Source organism: Escherichia sp. E4742 (assembly GCF_005843885.1).
Taxonomy (GTDB): Bacteria; Pseudomonadota; Gammaproteobacteria; order Enterobacterales; family Enterobacteriaceae; genus Escherichia.
The window spans coordinates 3,748,968-3,774,193 of record NZ_CP040443.1; the positions used below are offsets into that span (position 1 = coordinate 3,748,968).

Genomic DNA, 25,226 nt, shown 5'->3' on the forward strand with positions numbered 1-25,226 from the left:
GATGCTTAAGGGATCACGATGCAGAACAGCGCTTTGAAAGCCTGGTTGGACTCTTCTTACCTCTCTGGCGCAAACCAGAGCTGGATAGAACAGCTCTATGAAGACTTCTTAACCGATCCTGACTCGGTTGACGCTAACTGGCGTTCGACGTTCCAGCAGTTACCTGGTACGGGAGTCAAACCGGATCAATTCCACTCTCAAACGCGTGAATATTTCCGCCGCCTGGCGAAAGACGCTTCACGTTACTCTTCAACGATCTCCGACCCTGACACCAATGTGAAGCAGGTTAAAGTCCTGCAGCTCATTAACGCATACCGCTTCCGTGGTCACCAGCATGCGAATCTCGATCCGCTGGGACTGTGGCAGCAAGATAAAGTGGCCGATCTGGATCCGTCTTTCCACGATCTGACCGAAGCAGACTTCCAGGAGACCTTCAACGTCGGTTCATTTGCCAGCGGCAAAGAAACCATGAAACTCGGCGAGCTGCTGGAAGCTCTCAAGCAAACCTACTGCGGCCCGATTGGCGCCGAGTATATGCACATTACCAGCACCGAAGAAAAACGCTGGATCCAACAGCGTATCGAGTCTGGTCGCGCGACTTTCAATAGCGAAGAGAAAAAACGCTTCTTAAGCGAACTGACCGCCGCTGAAGGCCTTGAACGTTACCTCGGCGCAAAATTCCCTGGCGCAAAACGCTTCTCGCTGGAAGGCGGTGACGCGTTAATCCCGATGCTTAAAGAGATGATCCGCCACGCTGGCAACAGCGGCACTCGCGAAGTGGTTCTCGGGATGGCGCACCGTGGTCGTCTGAACGTGCTGGTGAACGTGCTGGGTAAAAAACCGCAAGACTTGTTCGACGAGTTTGCCGGTAAACATAAAGAACACCTCGGCACGGGCGACGTGAAATACCACATGGGCTTCTCGTCTGACTTCCAGACCGATGGCGGCCTGGTGCACCTGGCGCTGGCGTTTAACCCGTCTCACCTTGAGATTGTAAGCCCGGTAGTTATCGGCTCTGTTCGCGCTCGTCTGGACAGACTTGATGAGCCAAGCAGCAACAAAGTGCTGCCAATCACCATCCACGGTGACGCCGCAGTAACCGGGCAGGGCGTGGTTCAGGAAACCCTGAACATGTCGAAAGCGCGTGGTTATGAAGTTGGCGGTACGGTACGTATCGTTATCAACAACCAGGTTGGCTTTACTACCTCTAACCCGCTGGATGCCCGTTCGACGCCGTACTGTACTGATATCGGTAAGATGGTTCAGGCACCGATTTTCCACGTTAACGCGGATGATCCGGAAGCCGTTGCCTTTGTGACCCGTCTGGCGCTTGATTTCCGTAACACCTTTAAACGTGATGTCTTCATCGACCTGGTGTGCTACCGCCGTCACGGCCATAACGAAGCCGACGAACCGAGCGCAACCCAGCCGCTGATGTATCAGAAAATCAAAAAACATCCGACGCCGCGCAAAATCTACGCTGACAAGCTGGAGCAGGAAAAAGTCGCGACGCTGGAAGATGCTACTGAGATGGTTAACCTGTACCGCGATGCGCTGGATGCTGGCGATTGCGTAGTGGCAGAGTGGCGTCCGATGAACATGCACTCTTTCACCTGGTCGCCGTACCTCAACCACGAATGGGACGAAGAGTACCCGAACAAAGTTGAGATGAAGCGCCTGCAGGAACTGGCTAAACGCATCAGCACGGTGCCGGAAGCCATTGAGATGCAGTCTCGCGTTGCCAAGATTTATGGCGACCGCCAGGCGATGGCTGCCGGTGAAAAACTGTTTGACTGGGGCGGCGCGGAAAACCTCGCTTACGCCACGCTGGTTGACGAAGGCATTCCGGTTCGCCTGTCGGGTGAAGACTCCGGTCGCGGTACCTTCTTCCACCGCCACGCGGTGATCCACAACCAGTCTAACGGTTCAACTTACACGCCGCTGCAACATATCCATAACGGCCAGGGCGCGTTCCGCGTCTGGGACTCCGTACTGTCTGAAGAAGCCGTACTGGCGTTTGAATACGGTTATGCCACCGCAGAACCACGCACTCTGACTATCTGGGAAGCACAGTTCGGTGACTTCGCCAACGGTGCGCAGGTGGTTATCGACCAGTTCATCTCCTCTGGCGAGCAGAAATGGGGCCGGATGTGTGGCCTGGTGATGTTGCTGCCGCACGGTTACGAAGGGCAGGGGCCGGAGCACTCCTCCGCGCGTCTGGAACGTTATCTGCAACTTTGTGCTGAGCAAAACATGCAGGTGTGCGTACCGTCTACCCCGGCACAGGTTTACCACATGCTGCGTCGTCAGGCGCTGCGCGGGATGCGTCGTCCGCTGGTCGTGATGTCGCCGAAATCCCTGCTGCGTCATCCGCTGGCGGTTTCCAGCCTCGAAGAACTGGCGAACGGCACCTTCCTGCCAGCCATCGGTGAAATCGACGAGCTTGATCCGAAGGGCGTGAAGCGCGTAGTGATGTGTTCTGGTAAGGTTTATTACGACCTGCTGGAACAACGTCGTAAGAACAATCAACACGATGTCGCCATTGTGCGTATCGAGCAACTCTACCCGTTCCCGCATAAAGCGATGCAGGAAGTGTTGCAGCAGTTTGCTCACGTCAAGGATTTTGTCTGGTGCCAGGAAGAGCCGCTCAACCAGGGCGCATGGTACTGCAGCCAGCATCATTTCCGTGAAGTGATTCCATTTGGGGCTTCTCTGCGTTACGCAGGCCGCCCGGCCTCCGCCTCTCCGGCGGTAGGGTATATGTCCGTTCACCAGAAACAGCAACAAGATCTGGTTAATGACGCGCTGAACGTCGAATAAATAAAGGATACACAATGAGTAGCGTAGATATTCTGGTCCCTGACCTGCCTGAATCCGTAGCCGATGCCACCGTCGCAACCTGGCATAAAAAACCCGGCGACGCAGTCGTACGTGATGAAGTGCTGGTAGAAATCGAAACTGACAAAGTGGTACTGGAAGTACCGGCATCAGCAGACGGCATTCTGGATGCGGTTCTGGAAGATGAAGGTACAACCGTAACGTCTCGTCAGATCCTCGGTCGCCTGCGTGAAGGCAACAGCGCCGGTAAAGAAACCAGCGCCAAATCTGAAGAGAAAGCGTCCACTCCGGCGCAACGCCAGCAGGCGTCTCTGGAAGAGCAAAACAACGATGCGTTAAGCCCGGCGATCCGTCGCCTGCTGGCTGAACACAACCTCGACGCCAGCGCCATTAAAGGCACCGGTGTGGGTGGTCGTCTGACCCGTGAAGATGTGGAAAAACATCTGGCGAAAGCCCCGGCGAAAGAGTCTGCTCCGGCCGCTGCTGCTCCGGTGGCTCAACCGGCTCTGGCTGCACGTAGCGAAAAACGTGTCCCGATGACTCGCCTGCGTAAACGTGTGGCAGAGCGTCTGCTGGAAGCGAAAAACTCCACCGCCATGCTGACCACGTTCAACGAAGTCAACATGAAGCCGATTATGGATCTGCGTAAGCAGTACGGTGAAGCGTTTGAAAAACGCCACGGCATCCGTCTGGGCTTTATGTCCTTCTACGTGAAAGCGGTGGTTGAAGCCCTGAAACGTTACCCGGAAGTGAACGCGTCTATCGACGGCGATGATGTGGTTTACCACAACTATTTCGACGTCAGCATGGCGGTTTCTACGCCGCGCGGCCTGGTGACGCCGGTTCTGCGTGATGTCGATACCCTCGGCATGGCAGACATCGAGAAGAAAATCAAAGAGCTGGCTGTTAAAGGCCGTGACGGCAAGCTGACGGTTGAAGATCTGACTGGTGGTAACTTCACCATCACCAACGGTGGTGTGTTCGGTTCCCTGATGTCTACGCCTATCATCAACCCGCCGCAGAGCGCAATTCTGGGTATGCACGCTATCAAAGATCGCCCGATGGCGGTGAATGGTCAGGTTGAGATCCTGCCGATGATGTACCTGGCGCTGTCCTACGATCACCGTCTGATCGATGGTCGCGAATCCGTGGGCTTCCTGGTAACGATCAAAGAGTTGCTGGAAGATCCGACGCGTCTGCTGCTGGACGTGTAGTAGTTTAAGCCTCACCTGCACTGTAGAACGGATAAGGCGCTTGCGCCGCATCCGACAAGCGATGCCTGATGCGACGCTTAACGCGTCTTATCAGGCCTACGGGGATCACCGATGTAGGTCGGATAAGGCGCTCGCGCCGCATCCGACAAGCGATGCCTGATGCGACGCTTAACGCGTCTTATCAGGCCTACAGGTGACCGACAATGCCCGGAAGCGATACGTCACATTCGGTCTACGGTTTAAAAGATAACGATTACTAAAGGATGGACAGAACACATGAACTTACATGAATACCAGGCAAAACAACTTTTTGCCCGCTATGGCTTACCGGCGCCAGTGGGTTATGCCTGTACTACTCCGCGCGAAGCAGAAGAAGCCGCTTCAAAAATCGGTGCCGGTCCGTGGGTAGTGAAATGTCAGGTTCACGCTGGTGGCCGTGGTAAAGCGGGCGGTGTGAAAGTTGTAAACAGCAAAGAAGACATCCGTGCTTTTGCAGAAAACTGGCTGGGCAAGCGTCTGGTAACGTATCAAACAGATGCCAATGGCCAACCGGTTAACCAGATTCTGGTTGAAGCGGCGACTGATATCGCTAAAGAGCTGTATCTCGGTGCCGTTGTAGACCGTAGTTCCCGTCGTGTGGTCTTTATGGCCTCCACCGAAGGCGGCGTGGAAATCGAAAAAGTGGCGGAAGAAACGCCGCACCTGATCCACAAAGTTGCGCTTGATCCGCTGACTGGCCCGATGCCGTATCAGGGACGCGAGCTGGCGTTCAAACTGGGTCTGGAAGGTAAACTGGTTCAGCAGTTCACCAAAATCTTTATGGGTCTGGCGACCATTTTCCTGGAGCGCGACCTGGCGCTGATCGAAATCAACCCGCTGGTCATCACCAAACAGGGCGACCTGATTTGCCTTGATGGCAAACTGGGCGCTGACGGCAACGCATTGTTCCGCCAGCCTGATCTGCGCGAAATGCGCGACCAGTCGCAGGAAGATCCGCGTGAAGCACAGGCTGCACAGTGGGAACTGAACTACGTTGCGCTGGACGGCAACATCGGTTGTATGGTTAACGGCGCAGGTCTGGCGATGGGTACGATGGACATCGTTAAACTGCACGGCGGCGAACCGGCTAACTTCCTGGATGTTGGCGGCGGCGCAACCAAAGAACGTGTAACCGAAGCGTTCAAAATCATCCTCTCTGACGACAAAGTGAAAGCCGTTCTGGTTAACATCTTCGGCGGTATCGTTCGTTGCGACCTGATCGCTGACGGTATCATCGGCGCGGTAGCGGAAGTGGGTGTTAACGTACCGGTCGTGGTACGTCTGGAAGGTAACAACGCCGAACTCGGCGCGAAGAAACTGGCTGACAGCGGCCTGAATATTATTGCAGCAAAAGGTCTGACGGATGCAGCTCAGCAGGTTGTTGCCGCAGTGGAGGGGAAATAATGTCCATTTTAATTGATAAAAACACCAAGGTTATCTGCCAGGGCTTTACCGGTAGCCAGGGGACTTTCCACTCTGAACAGGCCATTGCATACGGCACTAAAATGGTTGGCGGCGTAACCCCAGGTAAAGGCGGCACCACCCACCTCGGCCTGCCGGTGTTCAACACCGTGCGTGAAGCTGTTGCTGCTACTGGCGCTACCGCTTCTGTTATCTACGTACCAGCACCGTTCTGCAAAGACTCCATTCTGGAAGCTATCGATGCAGGTATCAAACTGATTATCACCATCACTGAAGGCATCCCGACGCTGGATATGCTGACCGTGAAAGTGAAGCTGGATGAAGCAGGCGTTCGTATGATCGGCCCGAACTGCCCGGGCGTAATCACTCCGGGTGAGTGCAAAATTGGTATCCAGCCGGGTCACATTCACAAACCGGGTAAAGTGGGTATCGTTTCCCGTTCCGGTACGCTGACCTATGAAGCGGTTAAACAGACCACGGATTACGGTTTCGGTCAGTCTACCTGTGTCGGTATCGGCGGTGATCCGATCCCTGGTTCTAACTTTATCGACATTCTCGAAATGTTCGAAAAAGATCCGCAGACCGAAGCGATCGTAATGATCGGTGAGATCGGCGGTAGCGCTGAAGAAGAAGCGGCTGCGTACATCAAAGAGCACGTTACCAAGCCAGTTGTGGGTTACATCGCTGGTGTGACTGCACCGAAAGGCAAACGTATGGGCCACGCAGGCGCCATCATTGCCGGTGGTAAAGGGACTGCGGATGAGAAATTCGCGGCTCTGGAAGCCGCAGGCGTGAAAACCGTTCGCAGCCTGGCTGACATCGGTGAAGCACTGAAAACAGTTCTGAAATAAATATCTGTAATAAGAAATAGCCCTCGCCGCTTCCCTCTACAGGAATGGCGAAGGGCTGTCGGTTTCGACATGGTTGGCCATCGTATGATGGCCTTTTTTATGCCTTAAACGTTAACCACGGTCGAAATCTGACCGCAGGCAGCTTTCTGCTGGGCATCGATAACCGTACCAATATCGCTTATAAGCGACTGGCACTTCCTCACGTTGCCATTTTGTAGAAAATGGAAATTCATATTCTCCAGATTCCATATTTTAAAATTTTATATGCATGCCTGTTTTTTCTGCTTTGAATTATCTGCTACGCTCTGTTTTTATTATTTTAAGGATAATAGAAACTGAAGGTATATTTATGATAATAAGACATATCCTTATGCTGTCTTATTAAGAACCGTTTTTTCAATGTCATTATCTATCAATGTATCATGCTCTCGGTTTGCGGCAGCCTTATCGGCTATTACGCTAATGATTAGCTATCGTGAATACGTTCCTGCGGATAATTAAATTACAGACATCTTGCAATCTCATCATATTCATATGTTCAAATGAGAAAATATTTTGCCAACAATATCACTTTTTCCAAAAGTTAAATTAAGCATATTGAAATCGCATACAAAGCGTTGGCAGTTTTTTTGAATTTACATTCAGGGTGAATATTCCATAACAAATGAAATTCACCAGATGAATTGATAATGAGAAATTATAAACGGAGATTATATAAACCGTTTCTGTATTCCTTCGCTCATTTTTTCTGGGCGATGACAGCATTTAATTTTATCCAGTAACAGGAGAAGATTCATGAGTAAGCCTTCAGACCCTCGTATTGATACCAGTCGCGTCATCCATGCGCCACAAGGAACTCAACTGCATTGCAAAAACTGGCAGATCGAAGCTGCCTATCGGATGTTGCAGAACAACCTTGACCCCGACGTAGCCGAAAATCCACAGCATCTGGTGGTATACGGTGGTATTGGCCGCGCGGCGCGTAACTGGGAATGTTTCGACCAGACCCTCGAATCACTAAAAAATCTCGAGCCTGATGAGTCGCTGTTGGTACAGTCCGGTAAACCCGTGGGCGTGTTTAAAACTCATACTGATGCGCCCCGCGTGCTGATTGCCAACTCTAACCTGGTACCGCAATGGGCCAACTGGGATCACTTCAATGAACTGGATCGCAAAGGTCTGTTCATGTACGGCCAGATGACCGCTGGCTCGTGGATCTACATCGGTAGTCAGGGCATTGTGCAGGGAACGTTCGAAACTTTTGTCGAAGCAGGTCGCCAGCACTACAACAATTCGCTAAGTGGAAAATGGATCCTGACCGCGGGGCTCGGTGGTATGGGCGGTGCACAACCGCTGGCGGCGACTCTGGCAGGGGCTTGTTCATTAAATATCGAGTGCCAGCAAAGTAGCATCGACTTCCGTCTGCGTACCCGTTATGTCGATAAACAAGCGAAAGATCTTGATGATGCACTGGCGCTGATTAAATACCACACCGAACGAAAAGAAGCCGTTTCTATCGCGCTGCTGGGCAATGCGGCGGAAATTGTTCCTGAGTTGGTGAAACGTGCGCATCAGGGAGCGATCAAACCGGATCTGGTGACCGATCAGACCTCCGCTCACGATCTGGTCTATGGTTACCTGCCAATGGGCTGGAGCGTAGAACAATGGCGTGCTGCACAGCAGGATCCACAACAGCACGCCAGACTGCAAAAAGAAGCGGCACAGAGTTGCGTGGCGCATGTTCAGGGGATGCTGGACTTCCAGGCGATGGGGATCCCGGTTGTCGATTATGGTAACAACATCCGCCAGGTGGCTTTCAATGAAGGTCTGCAAAATGCCTTCGATTTCCCGGGTTTCGTTCCTGCTTACATTCGTCCCATGTTTTGTGAAGGCAAAGGCCCGTTCCGTTGGGTGGCACTGTCTGGTGACCCGGAAGATATCTATAAAACCGATGCCAAAATTAAAGAACTATTCCCCAATAACGTACTGACCCATCGCTGGCTGGATATGGCGCGTGAGCGTATCGCCTTCCAGGGGCTTCCTTCACGTATTTGCTGGCTGGGGCTTGGTGAGCGTCACCTGGCGGGGCTGGCATTCAACGAAATGGTGCGCAACGGTGAACTAAAAGCACCGATTGTGATTGGTCGCGATCATCTTGATACCGGTTCTGTCGCCAGCCCGAACCGCGAAACTGAAAGCATGCTCGATGGCAGTGATGCGGTTTCTGACTGGCCGTTGCTCAATGGTCTGCTCAATACCGCAGGTGGCGCAACGTGGGTGTCTCTGCATCATGGCGGCGGCGTCGGGATGGGGTATTCACAACACGCCGGGATGGTTATTGTTGCCGACGGTAGCGAAGAAGCCGAAAAACGTCTGGCGCGTGTGCTGGTGAATGACTGTGCTTCCGGGGTTATGCGTCATGCGGATGCGGGTTATGACGCGGCAATTGAATGTGCCAAAAATTATGGTCTGAAATTGCCGATGATTCGCTAAATATTAACGTTGTTATTTAATATTTGCGCTAATACAGGCGGGAAGTCATCCGCCTGTATAACAATAATTATCAAAAATATTTATTACATCGTCGAGAGAAATATCTCTCGACCCTCTATTGCTGTTTCAAAAAATGACCTCTCATTTTGCAGGAGACTTTTTCATGGAATCAAGCAGCCCTATCCGCAGTAAAAAACCAGTATTAGAATCAAATACGATTAACGCCGTTCCTGAGTCCGCTCGCCACGGCGCGCCCTCCAGCCAGTTTACTTTGTGGCTAAGTGCTAACTTACAAATTACCGCCGTGGTGGACGGCGCGTTAGCGATTATTTTTGGCTCTGAAGCCATGTCAGCAATTATTGGTTTATTAATCGGTAATATTATCGGCGGCGCGGTTATGGCATTGCACTCGTCACAGGGGGCAAAGCTGGGATTACCACAGATGATCTCCAGTCGTATCCGCTTTGGCGTCAAAGGAGCGGCGCTACCGTTACTGATGGTGATTATTATGTATCTCGGATTTGCCGCGACGGGTACGGTATTATCCGGTCAGGCGATTAACCGGATATTTGGTTTTGAGTCAGCATCGACCGGAATTATTATTTTCGGCATGCTTACCGCGATGATCGCATTGGTCGGTTATAAACTTATTCACGTCGTTGGCCGTGTTGCAGGGATATTAAGTATTCTGGGGTTTATTTACCTGGCCACTCAACTTAGCGGTCACTACGATGTGGCTGCGGCATTTGGTCAAAAGCCATTTAGCTTATCGGTGTTCTTATTAACGATTGCACTCTCAGCCGGATGGCAATTAACGTTTGCACCATACGCCTCTGATTATTCCCGCTATTTACCCTCTGATACACCAGCAAAATCAATCTTCTTTGCCACCTTTCTGGGAACCACGCTTGGCGCGCAATGTGCCATGACTTTTGGCGTTCTTGTTGCTGCTTGCGGTGCTAACTTCCTGAAAGATCAGGTTGGTTTTATGGGCGATTTAGCCGGACCGACGTTTGCCATTCTGATTTATACGGTGATTGTTTGCGGCAAACTGACGGTTAACTGTTTGAATGCCTACGGCGGCTTTATGTCAATTCTGGCGACCGTCAGCGCCTTTAACAATCGCAGCCAGGTTTCACAGCGTGTTCGTGCTGCCTACGTTGTAGGGTTCGTGCTGTTGTCGATGGTCGTCGCGCTGGCGGCAAGCGCAGACTTTTTGAATAATTTCAAAAATTTCGTTCTGCTGCTGTTGACGGTATTTGTGCCGTGGAGCGCCATCAATCTCATCGACTACTACTTCATTTCACAAGGTAAAACCGATATTCCGGCACTTTATACCCCGGAGGGACGCTATGGCGCGTACAACAAAACCGCGTTGGTTTGCTACGGAATTGGTGTGCTGGTGCAGATCCCCTTCCTGAATCAAAAACTGTATCAGGGACCCATTTCTGTACTGATGGGCGGGGCGGATATTTCCTGGATTATCGGCTTGTTAATTACTGCCGTTATTTATTACCCGTGGGCAAAACGTACTACCAGCGTTCCTGCCCAGACTATTTATCCCGAGTCGTAATATGGAACCAATGCTGATATCTGCAATGGATAAGCCCTTGCAACCGTGGCGCAACGGCGGGGGTTTTACGCGACAACTACATGCCTGGCCTGATGATGAAAACTGGCTGTTACGCATCAGTATGGCCAATGTCAGCCAGGACGGTCCTTTTTCGGCGTGGCCTGGCGTGGTACGTGGCCTCGCCATTCTCGATGGGGAAGGGGTAAGGCTGACGTTTGCCGATTCGATAATCAACCTGCAACGTCACGATCCCGCCTTAATTTTTCCCGGAGAAGCCATGCCAGATTGCCAGCTGCTGGGCGGTGCAGTTCGCGATCTCAATGTCATGGCGCGGGAAGGCGATACGGGGATGTTGCGGGTGCAAAGTGCCGTTGACTGGCTTCCTCCGTCACTTGCGCAAGCGGGCCTGTTCACGCTGTGTGAAGGGGAGTGGATAAGCGGCGAGAAAAGGGTGTTTGTCGCGGCAAATATGTTGTTATGGCTGGTTGCGCCTGATGGCAAGCCCTGGCGTTTCGTACCACGGAAAAAAGTCTCCGTCGGTGAGCTGGCGGGCTGGTGGCTTTATTATCTACGAGGGGAAAAATCTTTATGAGTGCATTAACGCTCTGGCGAAATACCACGCTGGCGACACTTTCCGCTAACGATTGGGGAGTGATTGAAAATGGTGCATTAATCAGCCGTGGCGACACTATTGTCTGGCTTGGCAAGGCCACGCAGATCCCTCGCGAACTGACGGTTGACATTACAGAGGAACACGACCTGCAGGGTAAGTTGCTGACCCCCGGTCTGGTGGATTGCCATACGCATCTGGTGTATGGCGGCCAGCGGGCGAATGAGTTTGAGATGCGGCTGCAAGGCGTGGCTTATGAAGATATCGCCAGAGCGGGCGGCGGGATCTTATCTACCGTTAATGCCACGCGGGCGGCCAGCGAAACACAACTGTTTGAACTGGCGGCGCAGCGACTACAAAACTGGTTGCGTGAAGGCGTCAGCACGCTTGAAATCAAATCCGGTTATGGCTTGACGCTGGAAGATGAAGCGCGCTGTTTGCGCGTTATCCGCCGCTTACAGGAATCTACAGGATTACGTATTCAGTCTACGTTTCTTGGGGCGCACAGCTTGCCGCAAGAGTTTGCCGGGCGCAGTGATGATTACATTACGGCGCTTTGCGACTGGATGGGCGTCTTACATGAACAGGGGCTGATTGATGCGGTTGACGCTTTTTGTGAAAACATCGCCTTTAGCCCAGACCAGGTACGGCGCGTTTTCAGTAAAGCGCAACACTATGGATTGCCTGTAAAACTGCATGCCGAACAGCTTTCTGACCAGCAAGGCGCGGCGCTGGCGGCGGCGTTTTCTGCACTCTCCTGCGATCATCTGGAATACCTTAGCGAGTCGGGGATCGCCGCCATGAAAATGGCTGGAACGGTGGCGGTACTGCTCCCCGGTGCTTATTACTTCCTGCGCGAAACCCATCTGCCGCCGATTGCCGCTTTGCGGGCAGCGGGCGTGCCGATTGCAATCTCCACAGATCATAACCCCGGAACGTCTCCCAATACGTCATTGCCATTGATGATCAATATGGCCTGTACGCTGTTTCGCATGACGCCGCTGGAAGCCGTTCAGGGCGTTACGCGTCATGCGGCAAAGGCACTTGGACTTATTGACCGGGGTGAACTTGCATCGGGATTACGGGCGGATATGGCGGTCTGGGATCTTAACCATCCACGTGAACTGGCTTACTGGTTTGGGCATCAGCCTTGCCAGGGGCTTATTGTCGGCGGAAAAAGGAGTTGGTAATGAAGGAAACATTTTTACCGTGGAGCGGGCGTGTTGACTCGCAGGAAACCGGCATCAGCACTCGCTGGCATCAGCATGTGCAACCGTTTAGTGAACAAAGCCACGGCGGTTGTACGCTGATTGGATTTTCCGTTGATGACGGGGTGCAACGTAATGGTGGGCGAGCGGGTGCAGCAGGCGGACCGGGCGCGTTGCGCAGCATGTTGGGAAATATGCCGGTGCTCTGTGAAGGCGCTATTTTCGATATGGGCGATGTACAAAGCGAGGACCACGCGCTGGAGTCCGCACAAAATCGTCTGGCGGCCAACGTATCTACAGCCATTGCGCGCGGCAGTTTACCGGTGGTTCTGGGCGGTGGTCATGAAGTGGCGTGGGGAACGTTTCAGGGGATTATGCAGTCGCGTCCTGATATTCAGCGGTTACTGATTGTGAACCTTGACGCGCATTTTGATTTACGGATGGCGGAAAAAGCCAATTCAGGTACGCCGTTTCGTCAGATGCAAGAGTGGAACGCGCAGAATGGCAAACCGTTTAATTATCGCGTGCTGGGAATAAGTCGTTTTGCCAATACTCAGGCGTTATTTGATCGCGCTGATTGTCTCGGTGTGCGTTATTGGCTGGACGAATCTCTGCAATTTGAACGTGGTTTGCATGAGGTCGCTAATGCGCTCTCGGCAGATATTCAGGCGTGTGATGCCATTTATTTAACGATTTGTCTCGATGTTTTACCAGGTTATCAGGCGCCCGGCGTTTCTGCACCATCACCGTTAGGCGTGCCGTTAAATATTACTGAAGCCATTGTGAATTTAATCGCCGGTAGCGAAAAGTTGATTGCTGCGGATATTGCCGAACTTAACCCGGACCTGGACCGCGATAATTTAACCGCGAAAGTTGCCGCTCGCCTGGTGACCAGTATTGTCCGGCGGGGGAAAACAGATAGAACAAATTAAAACGTTGTCGCAGTAACCCGTTGTTAAACTCATCATGATAAGGAAACACAATGAAAGGATTGATACGAAGAGTCACTGTCACCGTTGTGCTCTGGAGCGTTTGCTCCATCGCGATTGCGAAATCAACCATTACTCTGGATGGCGAACATCTTTCCATTGACCAGGCCTGGTCAATTGCGTTAGGTGATAACGACGTCAAAATCGCGCCGAAAGCTCTGGACAGAATGGAAAAAAGTTATGAACTGGTGATGACCGCCGCGCATTCTGGAACACCCGTTTATGGTTTAACCGTAGGCGTGGGGCTAAATAAAGACCAGCCGATATTTGATGCCAAAGGAAATTTAACGCTAGAGGTGATTGATGCGTCGAAAAAATTTAATGCTGCCGCGCTGCGCGCCCATTCTGCGGGCGTTGGTCCGATGTTACCGGATTATCTGGCACGCCTTTCAATGGTATTACGTTTAAATACCATGCTGCATGGGCAAACCGGCGCGCAGCCTTATATTGCCGAGTTGTATGCTGAATTTATTAATCGCGGCGTTACACCGTTAATTCCGGCGCGGGGAAGCATCGGCGCAGCGGATATTATGCTCGCTTCGCACGTTGGTCTGGTGATGATGGGGGAATGGAAAGCCCGAGTAAATGGCGTGCAAATGAGCGGTGGTGACGCGCTGGCGAAAGTGGGACTTAAGCCACTGGTGCCACAGGGTAAAGATATGCTGGCGATTTTGTCGAACAACAGCGTCGGGACAGCCTACGCTATCGAAGCTGTTCGTTCGGCACGTCAGTTGCTGAATGTCAGCCCGGTGGTTTTCGCTATGAGTCTGGAAGCGTTGAATGGTAACGTCGCACCAGTACTGCCGCAGTCAATTGCCGTGCGTCCTTTCCCGCAGTTGGCTGACTCAGCAAAAGAGATTCGCGATGCGTTAAACGGTTCATATTTATGGCATAAAGATGACAAACGTGCATTGCAAGATCCGTTATCGTTCAGAACTACGGTATATACCATTGCTGAATCAGTACGCGCTTTGCATGATGCTGAAGAGATCATAACCGTACAAATCAACAGTTCCGATGACAACCCAGCAACGGTGCTGAATGCTGACAAGGCGTATCAGGACTCCAGTCAGGTCGCGCAATATTTTGTTAAAGATGGCGCAGTCAGCGGCGGGATCTTCCCGACGGCGAACTTCGAATCGTTACCTGTTGCGCTTGCCACTCAGCGTCTGACCGTGGCGTTGGTACATGTTTCGCATAACAGTATGCGTCGCTCGCTGCACCTGGAAGATGAGCACTTTACCGGTTTAACGCGCTTCCTGTCGGCACCCGGTAATAAAGGTCACGGCTTCGGTTCGCTGCATATTCCGTTTGTCGCGCTGCATGCGGAAAACGTCGATCTCGCGAATCCTGTTTCTTTCGATATTCAACCGGTTGCCGGAGGTATAGAAGATACAGGCGCCAATAACGACCACGCGGCCAGAAGATTGAAACAGGTTGTCGATAATCTGAACGTGATTTATGGCATTGAACTGATGCATTCCGCACAGGCTCTCGATTTACGGTTGCAGACCGATCCACAACTGGCATTAGGAAAATCCACCAAAGCAATGTTTACCGAATACAGAAAGGTCGTGCCTTTTGTCATTCAGGATCGGGTCTTTACCCCAGATATTGCAGCTTCGCAAAAATTCTTAGAAGGATATGCTATAAATCAAAAATAAAATTTTAGTTGATTGTTTATCATAATATCCATAGATATGATAATTGCCATCAATTTAATAATCTTCACTTAACTTGAATCATAATAATCCGAAGGGCGATTTGCTTTTCGGATTATTATTATCTGATTGAGACAATTGTCACGCCGGGCTTGCTGGGTTATAAATATCGATCATGATTTTTATAAAATATCTATTGCTGCTTTGGTTGCCATTACTTAGCAATAAGTAATGGTTTTTTGATAGTTTAAACTATTTTTAAGGGACGGCATTATGAGAGGAAAAATACCTAAAACGGAACTGCTGGTAACTTTTGAGGTAGTCGCACGCCATGAAAGTTATACCAGAGCGGCAGAGGAGTTAGCGTTAACCCAAAGCGCAGTATTCAGGCAAGTTAGCGCACTGGAAGAGTTTCTACATATATCATTATTTGCGCATTCTAAAAAAAGAATATTTCTTAATGATGCCGGAAAGCATTATCTGGGAATTGTTAAAGAAACTTTGAATAAACTTGAACGTGATACAAATACTATAATGACCTGGCAGCCTATGGTTCAGGTTATTGAGCTTGCTGTCAATCCTACTTTCAGCACGCACTGGTTGATCCCCAATTTACGTGAGTTCAATAAATTGTATCCCGATATTATTGTCAATATTCACTCATTAGCTAATAACGGGGATTTTCTTAATCGGGAATACGATGCCGTCATTATGCGCGAAAATTTTTGTGCGCCCTGGTCGGAGGTAGAATATCTCTTTGAGGAAGAGATCCTGCCGGTATGCAGCGGCAGTTTACTTTCACTTCCTGACCAAAAACTGTCTGTTGCAGAGCTATTAAGTGAGCTACCACTGCTGCATCAAAGCACCCGTATTACTGGTTGGGAAGAGTGGTTTGCATTGTCTGGCGTTAGTAGTCCGTTGGTGAATAACGGGCCACGTTTTGATTTACTTTCAATGTTGATTGCCGCCGTGCGATCTAATCTCGGTGTGGCGCTCCTGCCCCGGTTTGCAATTCAACACGATTTAGACAGCGGTGACATGGTGATTCCGTGTGATGTGCCTATTCGTACCGGCAATCGCTTTATTATGACGTGGCGGGAAGAGAAGGCTGATTATCCGCACTTGCAACTCTTTCGTGAGTGGTTGCTGGCAAAATCGGTCGTACCGGAGGAGATGTAAAACCTGCGCCTGGCGAGATGCCAGGCGCAGTCATTACCAGTCGATACCAGGCTGTGCCTGAATACCGTTATCAAAAGCATGCTTGACGGGGCGGATTTCGCTTACCGTATCCGCCATTTTTACTATCTCATTATGGCAGCCGCGTCCGGTGACAATGACGTTTTGCTGCGCCGGGCGATTTTGTAGCGAAGCGATCACATCTTCGGTATCCAGATAATGGTAAGCCAGCATGTAGGTCAGCTCATCGAGCACCACTAAATCGTAACGCTCATCAGCCAGCATCCGCTTGCATTCAGACCAGACCTCTTTCGCCGCGTCGATATCCGCTTGCCGATTCTGTGTCTCCCAGGTAAAACCTGTTCCCATAATATGAAATTCAACGCCCAGTGGATGGAGAAGGTTATATTCGCCGTTGTCCCACTGTCCCTTGATGAACTGCGCAACGCCAACCGTTTTGCCATGACCTACGGCGCGCGTCACGGTACCAAAAGCGGCGGTGGATTTTCCTTTTCCGTTACCAGTGAAAACAATCAATATTCCTTTTTTCTCCGTCGCCGCCGCGATGCGTGTGTCGACCTGTTCTTTCAGTTTCTGCTGGCGCTGAATATGCCGTTCAGTTGAAATCCGCGCTTCCATTCACTTTCCTTAATGCCCGGCGGAGCAATTGGCGCAACGGTGTTGCTGCTCAAACTGACTAAAGAAATTATTGCCTTTATCATCCACCAGAATGAACGCAGGCAAGTTTTCAACCTCCATCATCCACACTGCTTCCATGCCCAACTCCGGATATTCCAGGCAATGCAGGCTTTTGACATATTCTTGTGCCAGTAACGCCGCCGCACCGCCGATACTTCCCAGATTAAAGCCGCCATGTTTGTGACAGGCATCGGTAACCTGCTGGCTGCGGTTGCCTTTCGATAACATCACCAGACTGCCGCCAGCCGCCTGGAAGGCGTCGACATAACCGTCCATTCGACCGCCCGTGGTGGGCCCAAGAGAACCACAGGCCATATTTTCCGGTGTTTTCGCGGGGCCAGCGTAATAGACAATATGATGTTTCAGGTAATCCGGCATCGGTTCGCCGTTATCCAGTCGTTCTTTTATTTTGGCGTGGGCGATATCACGCGCCACTACGATGGGGCCGCTTAGCGACACACGTGTGCCGATCGGTAATGTGGCGAGATCCTGCATTACCTCACGCAATGGACGAGTTAGATCAATCTGTACGTTATGCGTGTGATTGTCTTCCCGCATTGAGGCTGGAATATGTTGCCCCGGATTATGTTCGAGTTTTTCCAGCCAGATGCCGTGCTTGTTAATTTTGGCTTTAATATTTCGATCGGCGGAACAGGAGAGTGCCATAGCGATTGGGCAGGAGCCGCCGTGGCGCGGTAGACGAATAACACGAATATCATGAGCGAAATATTTGCCACCAAACTGAGCACCAATACCAAATTGTTGGCTGGCGTCGAGCAAGGTTTTTTCCAGCTCAACATCGCGGAAGGCTTGTCCCTGCTCGTTTCCACTGGTGGGCAGATTATCGTAGTATTTTGTCGACGCTAGTTTGGCGACTTTTAGCGCCTGATCGGCAGAAAGTCCCCCGACGACAAAGGCGATGTGGTAGGGCGGACAGGCGGCAGTTCCCAGCGATTTCATTTTTTCGATTAAAAATGCAGTCAGTTTTTCTGGTTGCAGGAGAGATTTAGTTTCCTGGTAAAGCGCAGCTTTATTGGCGGAGCCACCCCCTTTATTGACACACAGAAAATGGTACTCGTCGCCGGGGACGGCGCTGATATCAATCTGCGCCGGAAGATTGGTTTGTGTATTGACTTCGGTATACATATCCAGTGGCGCATTTTGTGAAAAGCGCAGATTATTTTCCTGGAAAGTGGTGTAAATACCTTTGCTTAAGGCTTCTGCGTCGTTACCTCCGGTCCAGATGTGTTGCCCTTTACTGGCGACAATGGTGGCGGTGCCGGTGTCCTGGCAGTTGGGTAATATCCCTTTTGCTGAGACTTCGGCATTGCGTAGTAGCTGCAAGGCCACATATCTGTCATTACTGCTGGCCTGCGGATCGTTCAGAATGCTGGCGACTTGTTGCAGGTGAACGGGACGTAAGAAAAAAGAGGCTTCATAAAATGCCTCCCGGGCAAGCAACGTTAATGCTTCCGGAGCGACTTTTATCACTTCTTCGCCGTCTATTTCCGTTACTGTAATATATTGATCGCTGATTAATTTATATTCCGTTGCGTCTTTATATTGTAAAAACGGTTCTTGCCAGATAAATGGTTTGGACATGATGTGTTCTCACATTGTGGTTATTTTTACCGAATGATAAGGTAGTCTTTTTTCCAGCAGAGACTGGATGAGTTATATCACGATGTCATTCGGTATTGGTTTAAGTATTTTTTGTTTAATTACGTGTGGTTGTTGTATGATTTTTAGGGGAACGTAGGCCACCAGTTATTCCAGTTGTGATAATGCTGGCAGCTTCGTAATCTATTTTATTGATATGTTTAGATAAATGTACCTGACATAAAGAAATCTGTGCAGGTACATTTATGGGATTGATAATCTAAACAGTATTAATTATTAAATGTCAAAATGAATGCTTAATAAAGGTGCGTGCTGCTGCGCACCATAAACATCATTATCGCCCACATTCCCGGAGATAATATCTCGTGGCATGACGATTTTTACTGCATTAGAAGGATCAAACCAGACAATACGATGAATAAAGTCAGGTTCAACATGATATAAGCGCGCAATCAGCTCTGGAGTTAATTGCCCTGATGATTTAACTCGCTCATAGTTTTCTTTCGTTTTAAATAAAATATCTAACACCAGTTCGTAGGGGCCAGCATTTTTCGAACGAATGACTTGCGCCAGTGAGACAATTGACTGTTTCATGCCTGAACTCCTTCTGGCGTCACCTGTTCAATATGGAAATCAAACCGCAGTGCGTCGTTGGCTTCAATCAGGTGATAGATAGAAAACTCGTATACGGGTCCGCTCTGGATATCAGAAGGGGAGAATGGGAACGCCAGGTTGCCCGCAGTGGCGATGCGATTTTCATAACCGTAATGCAGCATAGTGGAGCGCACCAGTGAACAAACACTGTTGGCGATTTCTTGCGTCGGCGCGACCACATCCAGGACGATCCCCAGTTCATGTCCGGCAGTTTCCATGGGCTCGTGGTCGCCCATGACCCCATTTTTACCGTACAGGTGGAATGTCATTCGAATGCTGTCATCGGTCAGCGACAGGTTGCGCGTTACGCTGGCTTTGACATCTTCAATGATTTTGTCGATCCCGGCGATCATTATTGGGTCGCGAGTGCCTGCGATGGTCAGGCAGCGGAAGCCCACCTGCCGTGCACCTTCCAGTTTCAGGGCATATGGCGTTTCTTCATGCTTAGAACCGCTGACATAAACTTCACCGTCGTTTACGGCTTTGAAGGTGCAGCCTTTCAGATTCAGAACACCACCTGGTCCCGGCAGGAAGTACGGGTCCGATTTCTCATACAGCGTATGCGCGGCTGCGGATGTTTCGGTGAATTTACGCTGCGGATTGAACGTCTTCAGCGTGAAGCCATTATCGTCGATGATGCCCATCGCACAGTCAGAGCCGGAGCCTGGCGTCGCGGCAATTGCTGCACATTCGAGAATTTTCCCACAGTGCAGCGCCAGCCCTTCGTCAAAGCCTTGCATGATGGGTAGCGCGGCAAAGCAGGCCGGATCATAAGCCCGGCCGCCCAGCACCACCTGTGCGCCTTCTTTCAGCGCCCGCTGGAAGGGCTCGATGCCCATTTGCGCGACGATATAGGTACTTTCGTCAATCGCGTCGTGTGTTAACGGCGGGACAAAATCCAGCGCCGTTATTTTGCCGTTATCCAGTGCCTGGTGGACGATGGCTTTGTCAACGTCCGCCGGGATCAGCGCCATCGAAAACGAAAGTTTTTCCTCTTGCGCAATCTCGTGAATAATTTGACGACACCACTCCAAATGCGGGGCTGCGCCAGAACCACCGGCCGTCCCGATCACCACTGGAATATTATTTTGCACGCCTGCGGTTATCATATAGCGCAGGTCGCGTTTAACTCCCGCGCGGTCGGTAAAGGGCTTACCCGCCCCCAGATAGTGCGGGCCAGGATCGGAAGATCCGGCATCAACGGCGATCAGATCGGGAGATTCCGCCATCGCTTTGCGGAAGCTCTCTTCAGGGAAGCCGTAACCGAGGATCGCAGTAGGTGATAAGACTTTAAAAGAACGAGCCATCTGTTAATCCTTAGCCAGCATCAGCGCGATAGTACGATTCATTTCGTTGAACACGATGTCGAGGCCTTCGTCAAACCCCATCCCCGGTTTCACCAGCATCCGCATGGGACGCGCGGCAAGAGCTACGTGGACACAAGTTCGGGCGCTGACATCGGTTTCGTTACAGGTGCCACCCTGATAAGCTTCCATTCCGTGGCTGTTGCAGTACAGAACCGCATCGACGATGTTATGAATACTGCCCAGATCAGGCGTTTTGATTTGCACCATGTGGCAACTGGCTGCATCAGTGAAATCAACGATATCCTGGTAGGTGTTACACCATTCGTCGGCGACAATTTTCACGCCGGAACCGAGGCGCGTCAGCTCTTTGGTGATGGCAGTCAACAGGCGAATTTGGTCAGGTTTGTTACCGGCATCGACCGGACCTTCAATGTACAGCGGCAGACCTTGTGTTTCTTCTTCCAGGCTGGCGATGTATTGCGCGCAGCGAACAGGATCCATGTCGAAGATCAGACCGATGGTGCCGTATACATCGATGTGCAGCGTAGGGTGGTAGCGAGCGCTGGTGCGTTTGCTCAGAATGCGATCTGACAACCAGCGGATATATTCGCGCAGTTTTTCGCCCTTAAAGCCCAGCTTCTCTTCGACGTTATTAATCAGCGCATGGGGCAGTACGTCGATCCCTTTAAGGATCATCTTATCGACGGCGATATACCGATCGTCGCCGCTCTGACCAAAGAAAGGAATGGATTTTGCCACGCGCGGTAGCTGCCATTCATCGCAAACGACTTCAGTTTTCAGACGGCCCGTTGCCAGCGCGGTAGCGTCAAGCAACGCCTGCGATAATCCATAGCGCACGGCGGTATGCAGCAAGTTGCCGTCAATACGTAGCTTGTCGAAAAAACGGGCGTTCGGCACAAACGCATCCACATCGCGGCCTTCCAGTAACGGTTTGATATGGTCATTAAGGAACGGAATAAAATGCTCGGCGAGGAACAGCGGATCGCGACCGCCTGCCCCGGAGTACTGTACCGCAGCACAGTCACCAACCGCGACCGCGCCATTTTCCAGAATCAACTGAACTGAAACGCACTCCCCGGCCTGACGTACTGCGCTAAAACCAGACGTAACCGGCTCCCCGGTATAAAAAAATCCGTCGTGGCCCGCTCCGTTTTTTATCGCCTGCTGGTCATCGAAATAGAATGAGGAGTAGCCAGCGGTGAACAGGGCCTGTTTTATTTTCATTATGGTCTTCCTATTAATTTACTGTGGGATACAGCATTGATGTCATCTACAACCATCTGGAATGTCGGTTGGCGTCCTTCAAAGCGTGCGCGTTCGGCAACATAATCGTGGTGAAGGTCGAGAATGTCTTTTGGCAACGGAACGGCGCCGGCTTCCAGCACGCGTATCGCGCCGGTGTTGTCACGGACCGGAAGAATTTTGCCCGCGTTGCAGGCAGCTGGCGCAAACGGCACATCCAGTACGCCCGCTTCAAATGCCAGCACCGTACCGCGCGCGATATCCCCATTCCCCAGTTCGAACACTTTATTCAGCACGGCGCGAACTTCACTCTTAATCAGCTCAACTTCCAGTTCCACCGCAGGACACGGTGGGAATTTCTGATCGCTAACCATATTTAGCATTTGTCGGGAGGCTTTCAGTCCCTGCACGTTGGCGGCAGCGGTAGGGATGCCCCAGGCTTCATGCGGACTCTTGGTGATTACTTTGGTCGCGCCCGACATTCCGGCAACCGCCGCGCCCCAGGAGATAATCGCGAACGCTTTTGACTCGTCTTCCGGAAAACCGCCCATCCACTGGTGGAACACCGTACTTAATTCGTACTCTGCATAGCCATGATTCTGGAAGTATTCGTGAGCGAGTTCCCGCAGAGACTGGATCGCCGCAATATCTTGCGTCAGGCTTCCGACCTGACCATAACCGACAGTGATAGATTTCACGCCCTGTTCCAGTGCCAGCAAGCCTTCGATTATCGCAATAGAGTGCGAGATAAACGGTGGAATCAAGGTACCTGTAAGCGGGCCAAACGGTTCGCGGTTGATGCGAATTCCGTGCTCTTCATACAGCCCCATTAAACGGTCGCAGTACTGCCAGTCGCGGATCGATTTTTCCAGCGTTACGCGTTTGGCATACGGAATATTGTAGGAAATGCCGCCGCCTTCATAGCTGGTGAAGCCGCTGGCCATTGAGATTTCAGCCAGCAGCCGCGCATCTGGTGTGCCATGGCGGATCTGTAACGGTTTTTGCAAGGTTTCGGTCAGACGACGGCATGCTGCGACGCCGTGGTTAACCACCGGTAAACCGTTCAGTTTAGAGGTTCCGGCTTCGATGGATTTTTTAATCCCTACCGCGGCTTCTTCGTAACGATTCAGACGGGTATAGGCATCGATGGTGCTCGGCAGCAAATCGCACTCATCTTGCAGTGTTTTCAGTAGCTCGATGTGTTCGTCCATCAACGCCACGCCTGCGCGCGGTTGGCTAAGCGTTTTACCTTCCAGGTCTGCTTTCAGTAGGGCAAGGGAGAAGCGTTTGTGATCAGGAATAGTTTGTTGATATTTAACGCCATCTTCGAAGTTTTCAACATCCTTGCCGGTTTCCCAGGTTTTCAGTACCTGTTGCCGCTCGGTCATGAATTCGTCATGGGTTAATTTCTTATTTCGAAGTTCCATTGATTGCTACCTTAATTGTTATAGGGTTAAGCATTGAATACTGGTACGCGCGGCGGCCTGCGGATCGACTCTGGCGACGTTTGCCAGCAGTGGAAATAGCCCCCGTGAATCGCGGTAATATTCAAATTCGGTCGGTAAGAGAATGCGTTTGCCGTCGTCGTTTAACTCGCGGTACTTCAGCCAGTGATGAATATCAAACTGGCTGGCGCGCGACAGCCATCCACCGGAACCAACGACTTTGCGCACGGTGGTCAGGTCGCGTCCCATCTGTAAATCGACATTGCCGACGCAGGTGCAGACCTCTTTTTTGGTGCCAGCATGACGTTCAGTGGCGTAACCAACACACAGCCCAGCCAGCACAGTATCGAAATATTTTTCTTCTGCGTTAGTGGGTAAATGGTCGGGATGTGCAACCAAATGACGGAGATAATGATAAAAAGCGTCCTGCTGCGTGGGGTGCTGAGAAAAGATCACATTAACTAAGTCTTTTGCGCTTTCACCAACCACCATGGCTGAGACGCGCATTCCCAGATCGCCTTCAACGGTCCGTTTTACGAAGGGTTCCGGTACGCCGTGTAAAACGGTGTCGGGTGAGAGATTATTGGCACAGGCAGAATACATATCGGTGGTTGCGCCGCCCATGTCGATCAGCATGAACTCTTTCCAACTGCTATCGACATTACTGATTGCCTTAACCAGTTCAAAAACTGTCCACGGCGTTGGCATCGGCTCTTCGCCCGTTTCATCAACAATGACATCCAGCCCTTTTCCTTTAACAATGCGTTTGAGGAAAATGTCGCAGATGGCCTGTCGCGCGGCGAAAGGGGAGGGATTTTCAAGGTCAGGCAGGACGTTATCGACGATAGTCAGATCTTTATGCCCGAGGATGTCCTGTATATTGTCCTGAATGTCCCTGTTTCCGGCATAAATAATGGCGCACTCGAGTTTTGATTCCGCCAGCATACGGGCGTTATTTAGCCCGTAACTCTCTTCTCCGCCATCGGTGCCGCCCGTGAACAAGAGGATATCGGGGGGTGACTCTTCCAGTGCCTGAATATCACGGCGGTTCAACTTGTAGGAGTAATGTTGTGCAATTTTAGCGCCAGCAGAGTGAGCGGTTACTTTCGCGGATTCCAGGGTAATAGAAGGCACTAATCCCATTGCGGCAACCGCCAGTCCACCTTTGGCTGAAGAGGAGTACTTCAATGCGACTTCGCCGCTTTTTAACAGAGGGAGGGCGTTATCTACGTTTAACACCTGATTCAGGCTTGAGAAAAAACCATCGGCCAGATGATGCGTGGTGGTTGGGGTCAGAACGTGGTTAACCAGCGTTAACGCGTCCCCCTCCCGGGTAAAGAGGGCAGCTTTGGTCCACGTCGATCCAATATCGACAGAGACGATTTGCATCAGATGGCCTCTTCGAAAATACGTGTTTTAACACCATGACGCTGGTTGATATCGTTGGCCATCAGCTGGCAGACATCTTCTAAGTCATGACTGGGGGCGAAGACGCGGTCAAAACCCATCTCTTTGAATTTGATTTCCACGTCAGCGAAGTCATGTTTACCCACCACCAGGTTTCCTCCTACATAGAGCAGAATGTCGCCCAGCCCACGTTCGATGCAGCGTTCACGCATGCCCAGACAGTCGATATCTCCATGCCCATAGATAGAAGAAACCACTATCGCGTCAGCGCCAGTTTCAATGGCAGCATCAATATATTCATCCTGGCTGACCATTACGCCCAGGTTTATGACTCTGAAGTCATGAGAAGTAAAAACGCGATCCAGAACTTTATTGCCAACTGCATGGCAGTCGGCACCAATAACGCCAAGCACTAGTGTTGCTTTCTTCATGGGTAATCCTTTGTAAGACAGAGAGTAAAATAAGTTACACACGTCGTATTTATGGCCGTTTTCTGTGGCACATGATTAATAACACTGGAGTGTCTGTGTCCTGTCGTCAGGTTGCAATTGATCTATTTTCAAAATATCTTTCGGAAAATGCTTGTTTATGTGGTTACTTTAAATATGACGGCTATTTCAATAGGTTACGTATATGGTTGTTATTGATTTTAATTTTTCAAATTATATTGATTTAATGTATTGATATATTTGTGATCAACATCTGATTTGTATTTTTTAGGGGAGGCTGGTTATAAAAGTAGTTCATAAAGTTTAGT

20 protein-coding genes are annotated in these 25,226 nt (G+C 50.9%); 11 read left to right on the plus strand and 9 right to left on the minus strand.

What is annotated here, in order from left to right:
* Positions 1-18 precede the first annotated feature (18 nt).
* From sucA to sucD, 4 genes are all read left to right on the plus strand, one after another.
* On the plus strand, positions 19-2,820 hold the full coding sequence (gene sucA, locus FEM44_RS18035) for a 2-oxoglutarate dehydrogenase E1 component (protein WP_001181468.1): 2,802 nt from the start codon (positions 19-21) through the stop codon (positions 2,818-2,820).
* A gap of 14 nt (positions 2,821-2,834) precedes the next feature.
* The gene (gene odhB, locus FEM44_RS18040) at positions 2,835-4,052 is read left to right on the plus strand and encodes a 2-oxoglutarate dehydrogenase complex dihydrolipoyllysine-residue succinyltransferase (protein WP_087891040.1); all 1,218 of its coding nucleotides are present in this window, start codon (positions 2,835-2,837) and stop codon (positions 4,050-4,052) included.
* 276 nt (positions 4,053-4,328) lie between these two features.
* The gene (sucC, locus tag FEM44_RS18045; RefSeq protein ID WP_001048602.1) at positions 4,329-5,495 is read left to right on the plus strand and encodes an ADP-forming succinate--CoA ligase subunit beta; all 1,167 of its coding nucleotides are present in this window, start codon (positions 4,329-4,331) and stop codon (positions 5,493-5,495) included.
* Positions 5,495-6,364, plus strand: a complete 870-nt coding sequence (gene sucD, locus FEM44_RS18050; protein ID WP_000025458.1) for a succinate--CoA ligase subunit alpha — start codon at positions 5,495-5,497, stop codon at positions 6,362-6,364. Before sucC ends, sucD begins: the two co-directional genes overlap by 1 nt.
* Before the next feature lie 104 nt (positions 6,365-6,468).
* Here sucD and FEM44_RS25780 read toward each other — a convergent pair whose 3' ends face one another.
* Positions 6,469-6,597 (minus strand): hypothetical protein, encoded by a 129-nt coding sequence (locus FEM44_RS25780; protein WP_276606483.1) that lies wholly within the window; start codon positions 6,595-6,597, stop codon positions 6,469-6,471.
* 562 nt (positions 6,598-7,159) lie between these two features.
* On the opposite strand from FEM44_RS25780, the gene hutU reads away from it, so the two are divergent.
* The 7 genes from hutU to FEM44_RS18085 all read left to right on the plus strand — a co-directional run bounded on the left by hutU (position 7,160) and on the right by FEM44_RS18085 (position 16,077).
* Entirely contained in the window at positions 7,160-8,857 is a 1,698-nt protein-coding gene (hutU, locus tag FEM44_RS18055) for a urocanate hydratase (protein ID WP_135523013.1), read from the plus strand.
* A 163-nt stretch (positions 8,858-9,020) separates the two neighbouring features.
* Entirely contained in the window at positions 9,021-10,430 is a 1,410-nt protein-coding gene (locus tag FEM44_RS18060) for a cytosine permease (RefSeq protein ID WP_130209878.1), read from the plus strand.
* Positions 10,431-10,455: 25 nt separating this feature from the next.
* Positions 10,456-11,022, plus strand: a complete 567-nt coding sequence (locus tag FEM44_RS18065) for a HutD/Ves family protein (RefSeq protein WP_240731796.1) — start codon at positions 10,456-10,458, stop codon at positions 11,020-11,022.
* A complete protein-coding gene (hutI, locus tag FEM44_RS18070) occupies positions 11,019-12,230 on the plus strand; it encodes an imidazolonepropionase (protein WP_135523012.1) in 1,212 nt (403 codons plus the stop codon). Before FEM44_RS18065 ends, hutI begins: the two co-directional genes overlap by 4 nt.
* The gene (hutG, locus tag FEM44_RS18075; protein ID WP_135523011.1) at positions 12,230-13,180 is read left to right on the plus strand and encodes a formimidoylglutamase; all 951 of its coding nucleotides are present in this window, start codon (positions 12,230-12,232) and stop codon (positions 13,178-13,180) included. Before hutI ends, hutG begins: the two co-directional genes overlap by 1 nt.
* Before the next feature lie 50 nt (positions 13,181-13,230).
* The gene (locus FEM44_RS18080; RefSeq protein ID WP_135523010.1) at positions 13,231-14,901 is read left to right on the plus strand and encodes an HAL/PAL/TAL family ammonia-lyase; all 1,671 of its coding nucleotides are present in this window, start codon (positions 13,231-13,233) and stop codon (positions 14,899-14,901) included.
* 270 nt (positions 14,902-15,171) lie between these two features.
* Positions 15,172-16,077, plus strand: coding sequence for a LysR family transcriptional regulator (locus FEM44_RS18085; protein WP_135523009.1), 906 nt, complete (start codon positions 15,172-15,174; stop codon positions 16,075-16,077).
* 33 nt (positions 16,078-16,110) lie between these two features.
* Here FEM44_RS18085 and cobO read toward each other — a convergent pair whose 3' ends face one another.
* From cobO to glmS, 8 genes are all read right to left on the minus strand, one after another.
* A complete protein-coding gene (cobO, locus tag FEM44_RS18090) occupies positions 16,111-16,713 on the minus strand; it encodes a cob(I)yrinic acid a,c-diamide adenosyltransferase (RefSeq protein ID WP_135523008.1) in 603 nt (200 codons plus the stop codon).
* Between the two features lie 9 nt (positions 16,714-16,722).
* Positions 16,723-18,375 (minus strand): class I fumarate hydratase, encoded by a 1,653-nt coding sequence (locus tag FEM44_RS18095; RefSeq protein WP_135523007.1) that lies wholly within the window; start codon positions 18,373-18,375, stop codon positions 16,723-16,725.
* A 294-nt stretch (positions 18,376-18,669) separates the two neighbouring features.
* Positions 18,670-18,987 carry a DUF4387 domain-containing protein gene (locus FEM44_RS18100; protein WP_130214960.1) on the minus strand — a complete coding sequence of 106 codons (318 nt, stop codon included), beginning with the start codon at positions 18,985-18,987 and terminating at the stop codon, positions 18,670-18,672.
* A complete protein-coding gene (locus FEM44_RS18105) occupies positions 18,984-20,354 on the minus strand; it encodes an acyclic terpene utilization AtuA family protein (protein WP_130222233.1) in 1,371 nt (456 codons plus the stop codon). The genes FEM44_RS18100 and FEM44_RS18105 overlap by 4 nt, the downstream gene beginning before the upstream one ends.
* Positions 20,355-20,357: 3 nt before the next feature.
* Positions 20,358-21,599, minus strand: coding sequence for a methylaspartate ammonia-lyase (locus FEM44_RS18110; protein ID WP_135523006.1), 1,242 nt, complete (start codon positions 21,597-21,599; stop codon positions 20,358-20,360).
* A complete protein-coding gene (locus tag FEM44_RS18115; protein WP_130209900.1) occupies positions 21,599-23,044 on the minus strand; it encodes a methylaspartate mutase subunit E in 1,446 nt (481 codons plus the stop codon). The genes FEM44_RS18110 and FEM44_RS18115 overlap by 1 nt, the downstream gene beginning before the upstream one ends.
* 18 nt (positions 23,045-23,062) lie before the next feature.
* Positions 23,063-24,451: a methylaspartate mutase accessory protein GlmL gene (gene glmL, locus FEM44_RS18120; RefSeq protein ID WP_135523005.1), complete on the minus strand. Its 1,389-nt coding sequence runs from the start codon at positions 24,449-24,451 to the stop codon at positions 23,063-23,065.
* Positions 24,451-24,900 (minus strand): methylaspartate mutase subunit S, encoded by a 450-nt coding sequence (gene glmS, locus FEM44_RS18125; protein ID WP_135523004.1) that lies wholly within the window; start codon positions 24,898-24,900, stop codon positions 24,451-24,453. The genes glmL and glmS overlap by 1 nt, the downstream gene beginning before the upstream one ends.
* Positions 24,901-25,226: the final 326 nt, after the last annotated feature.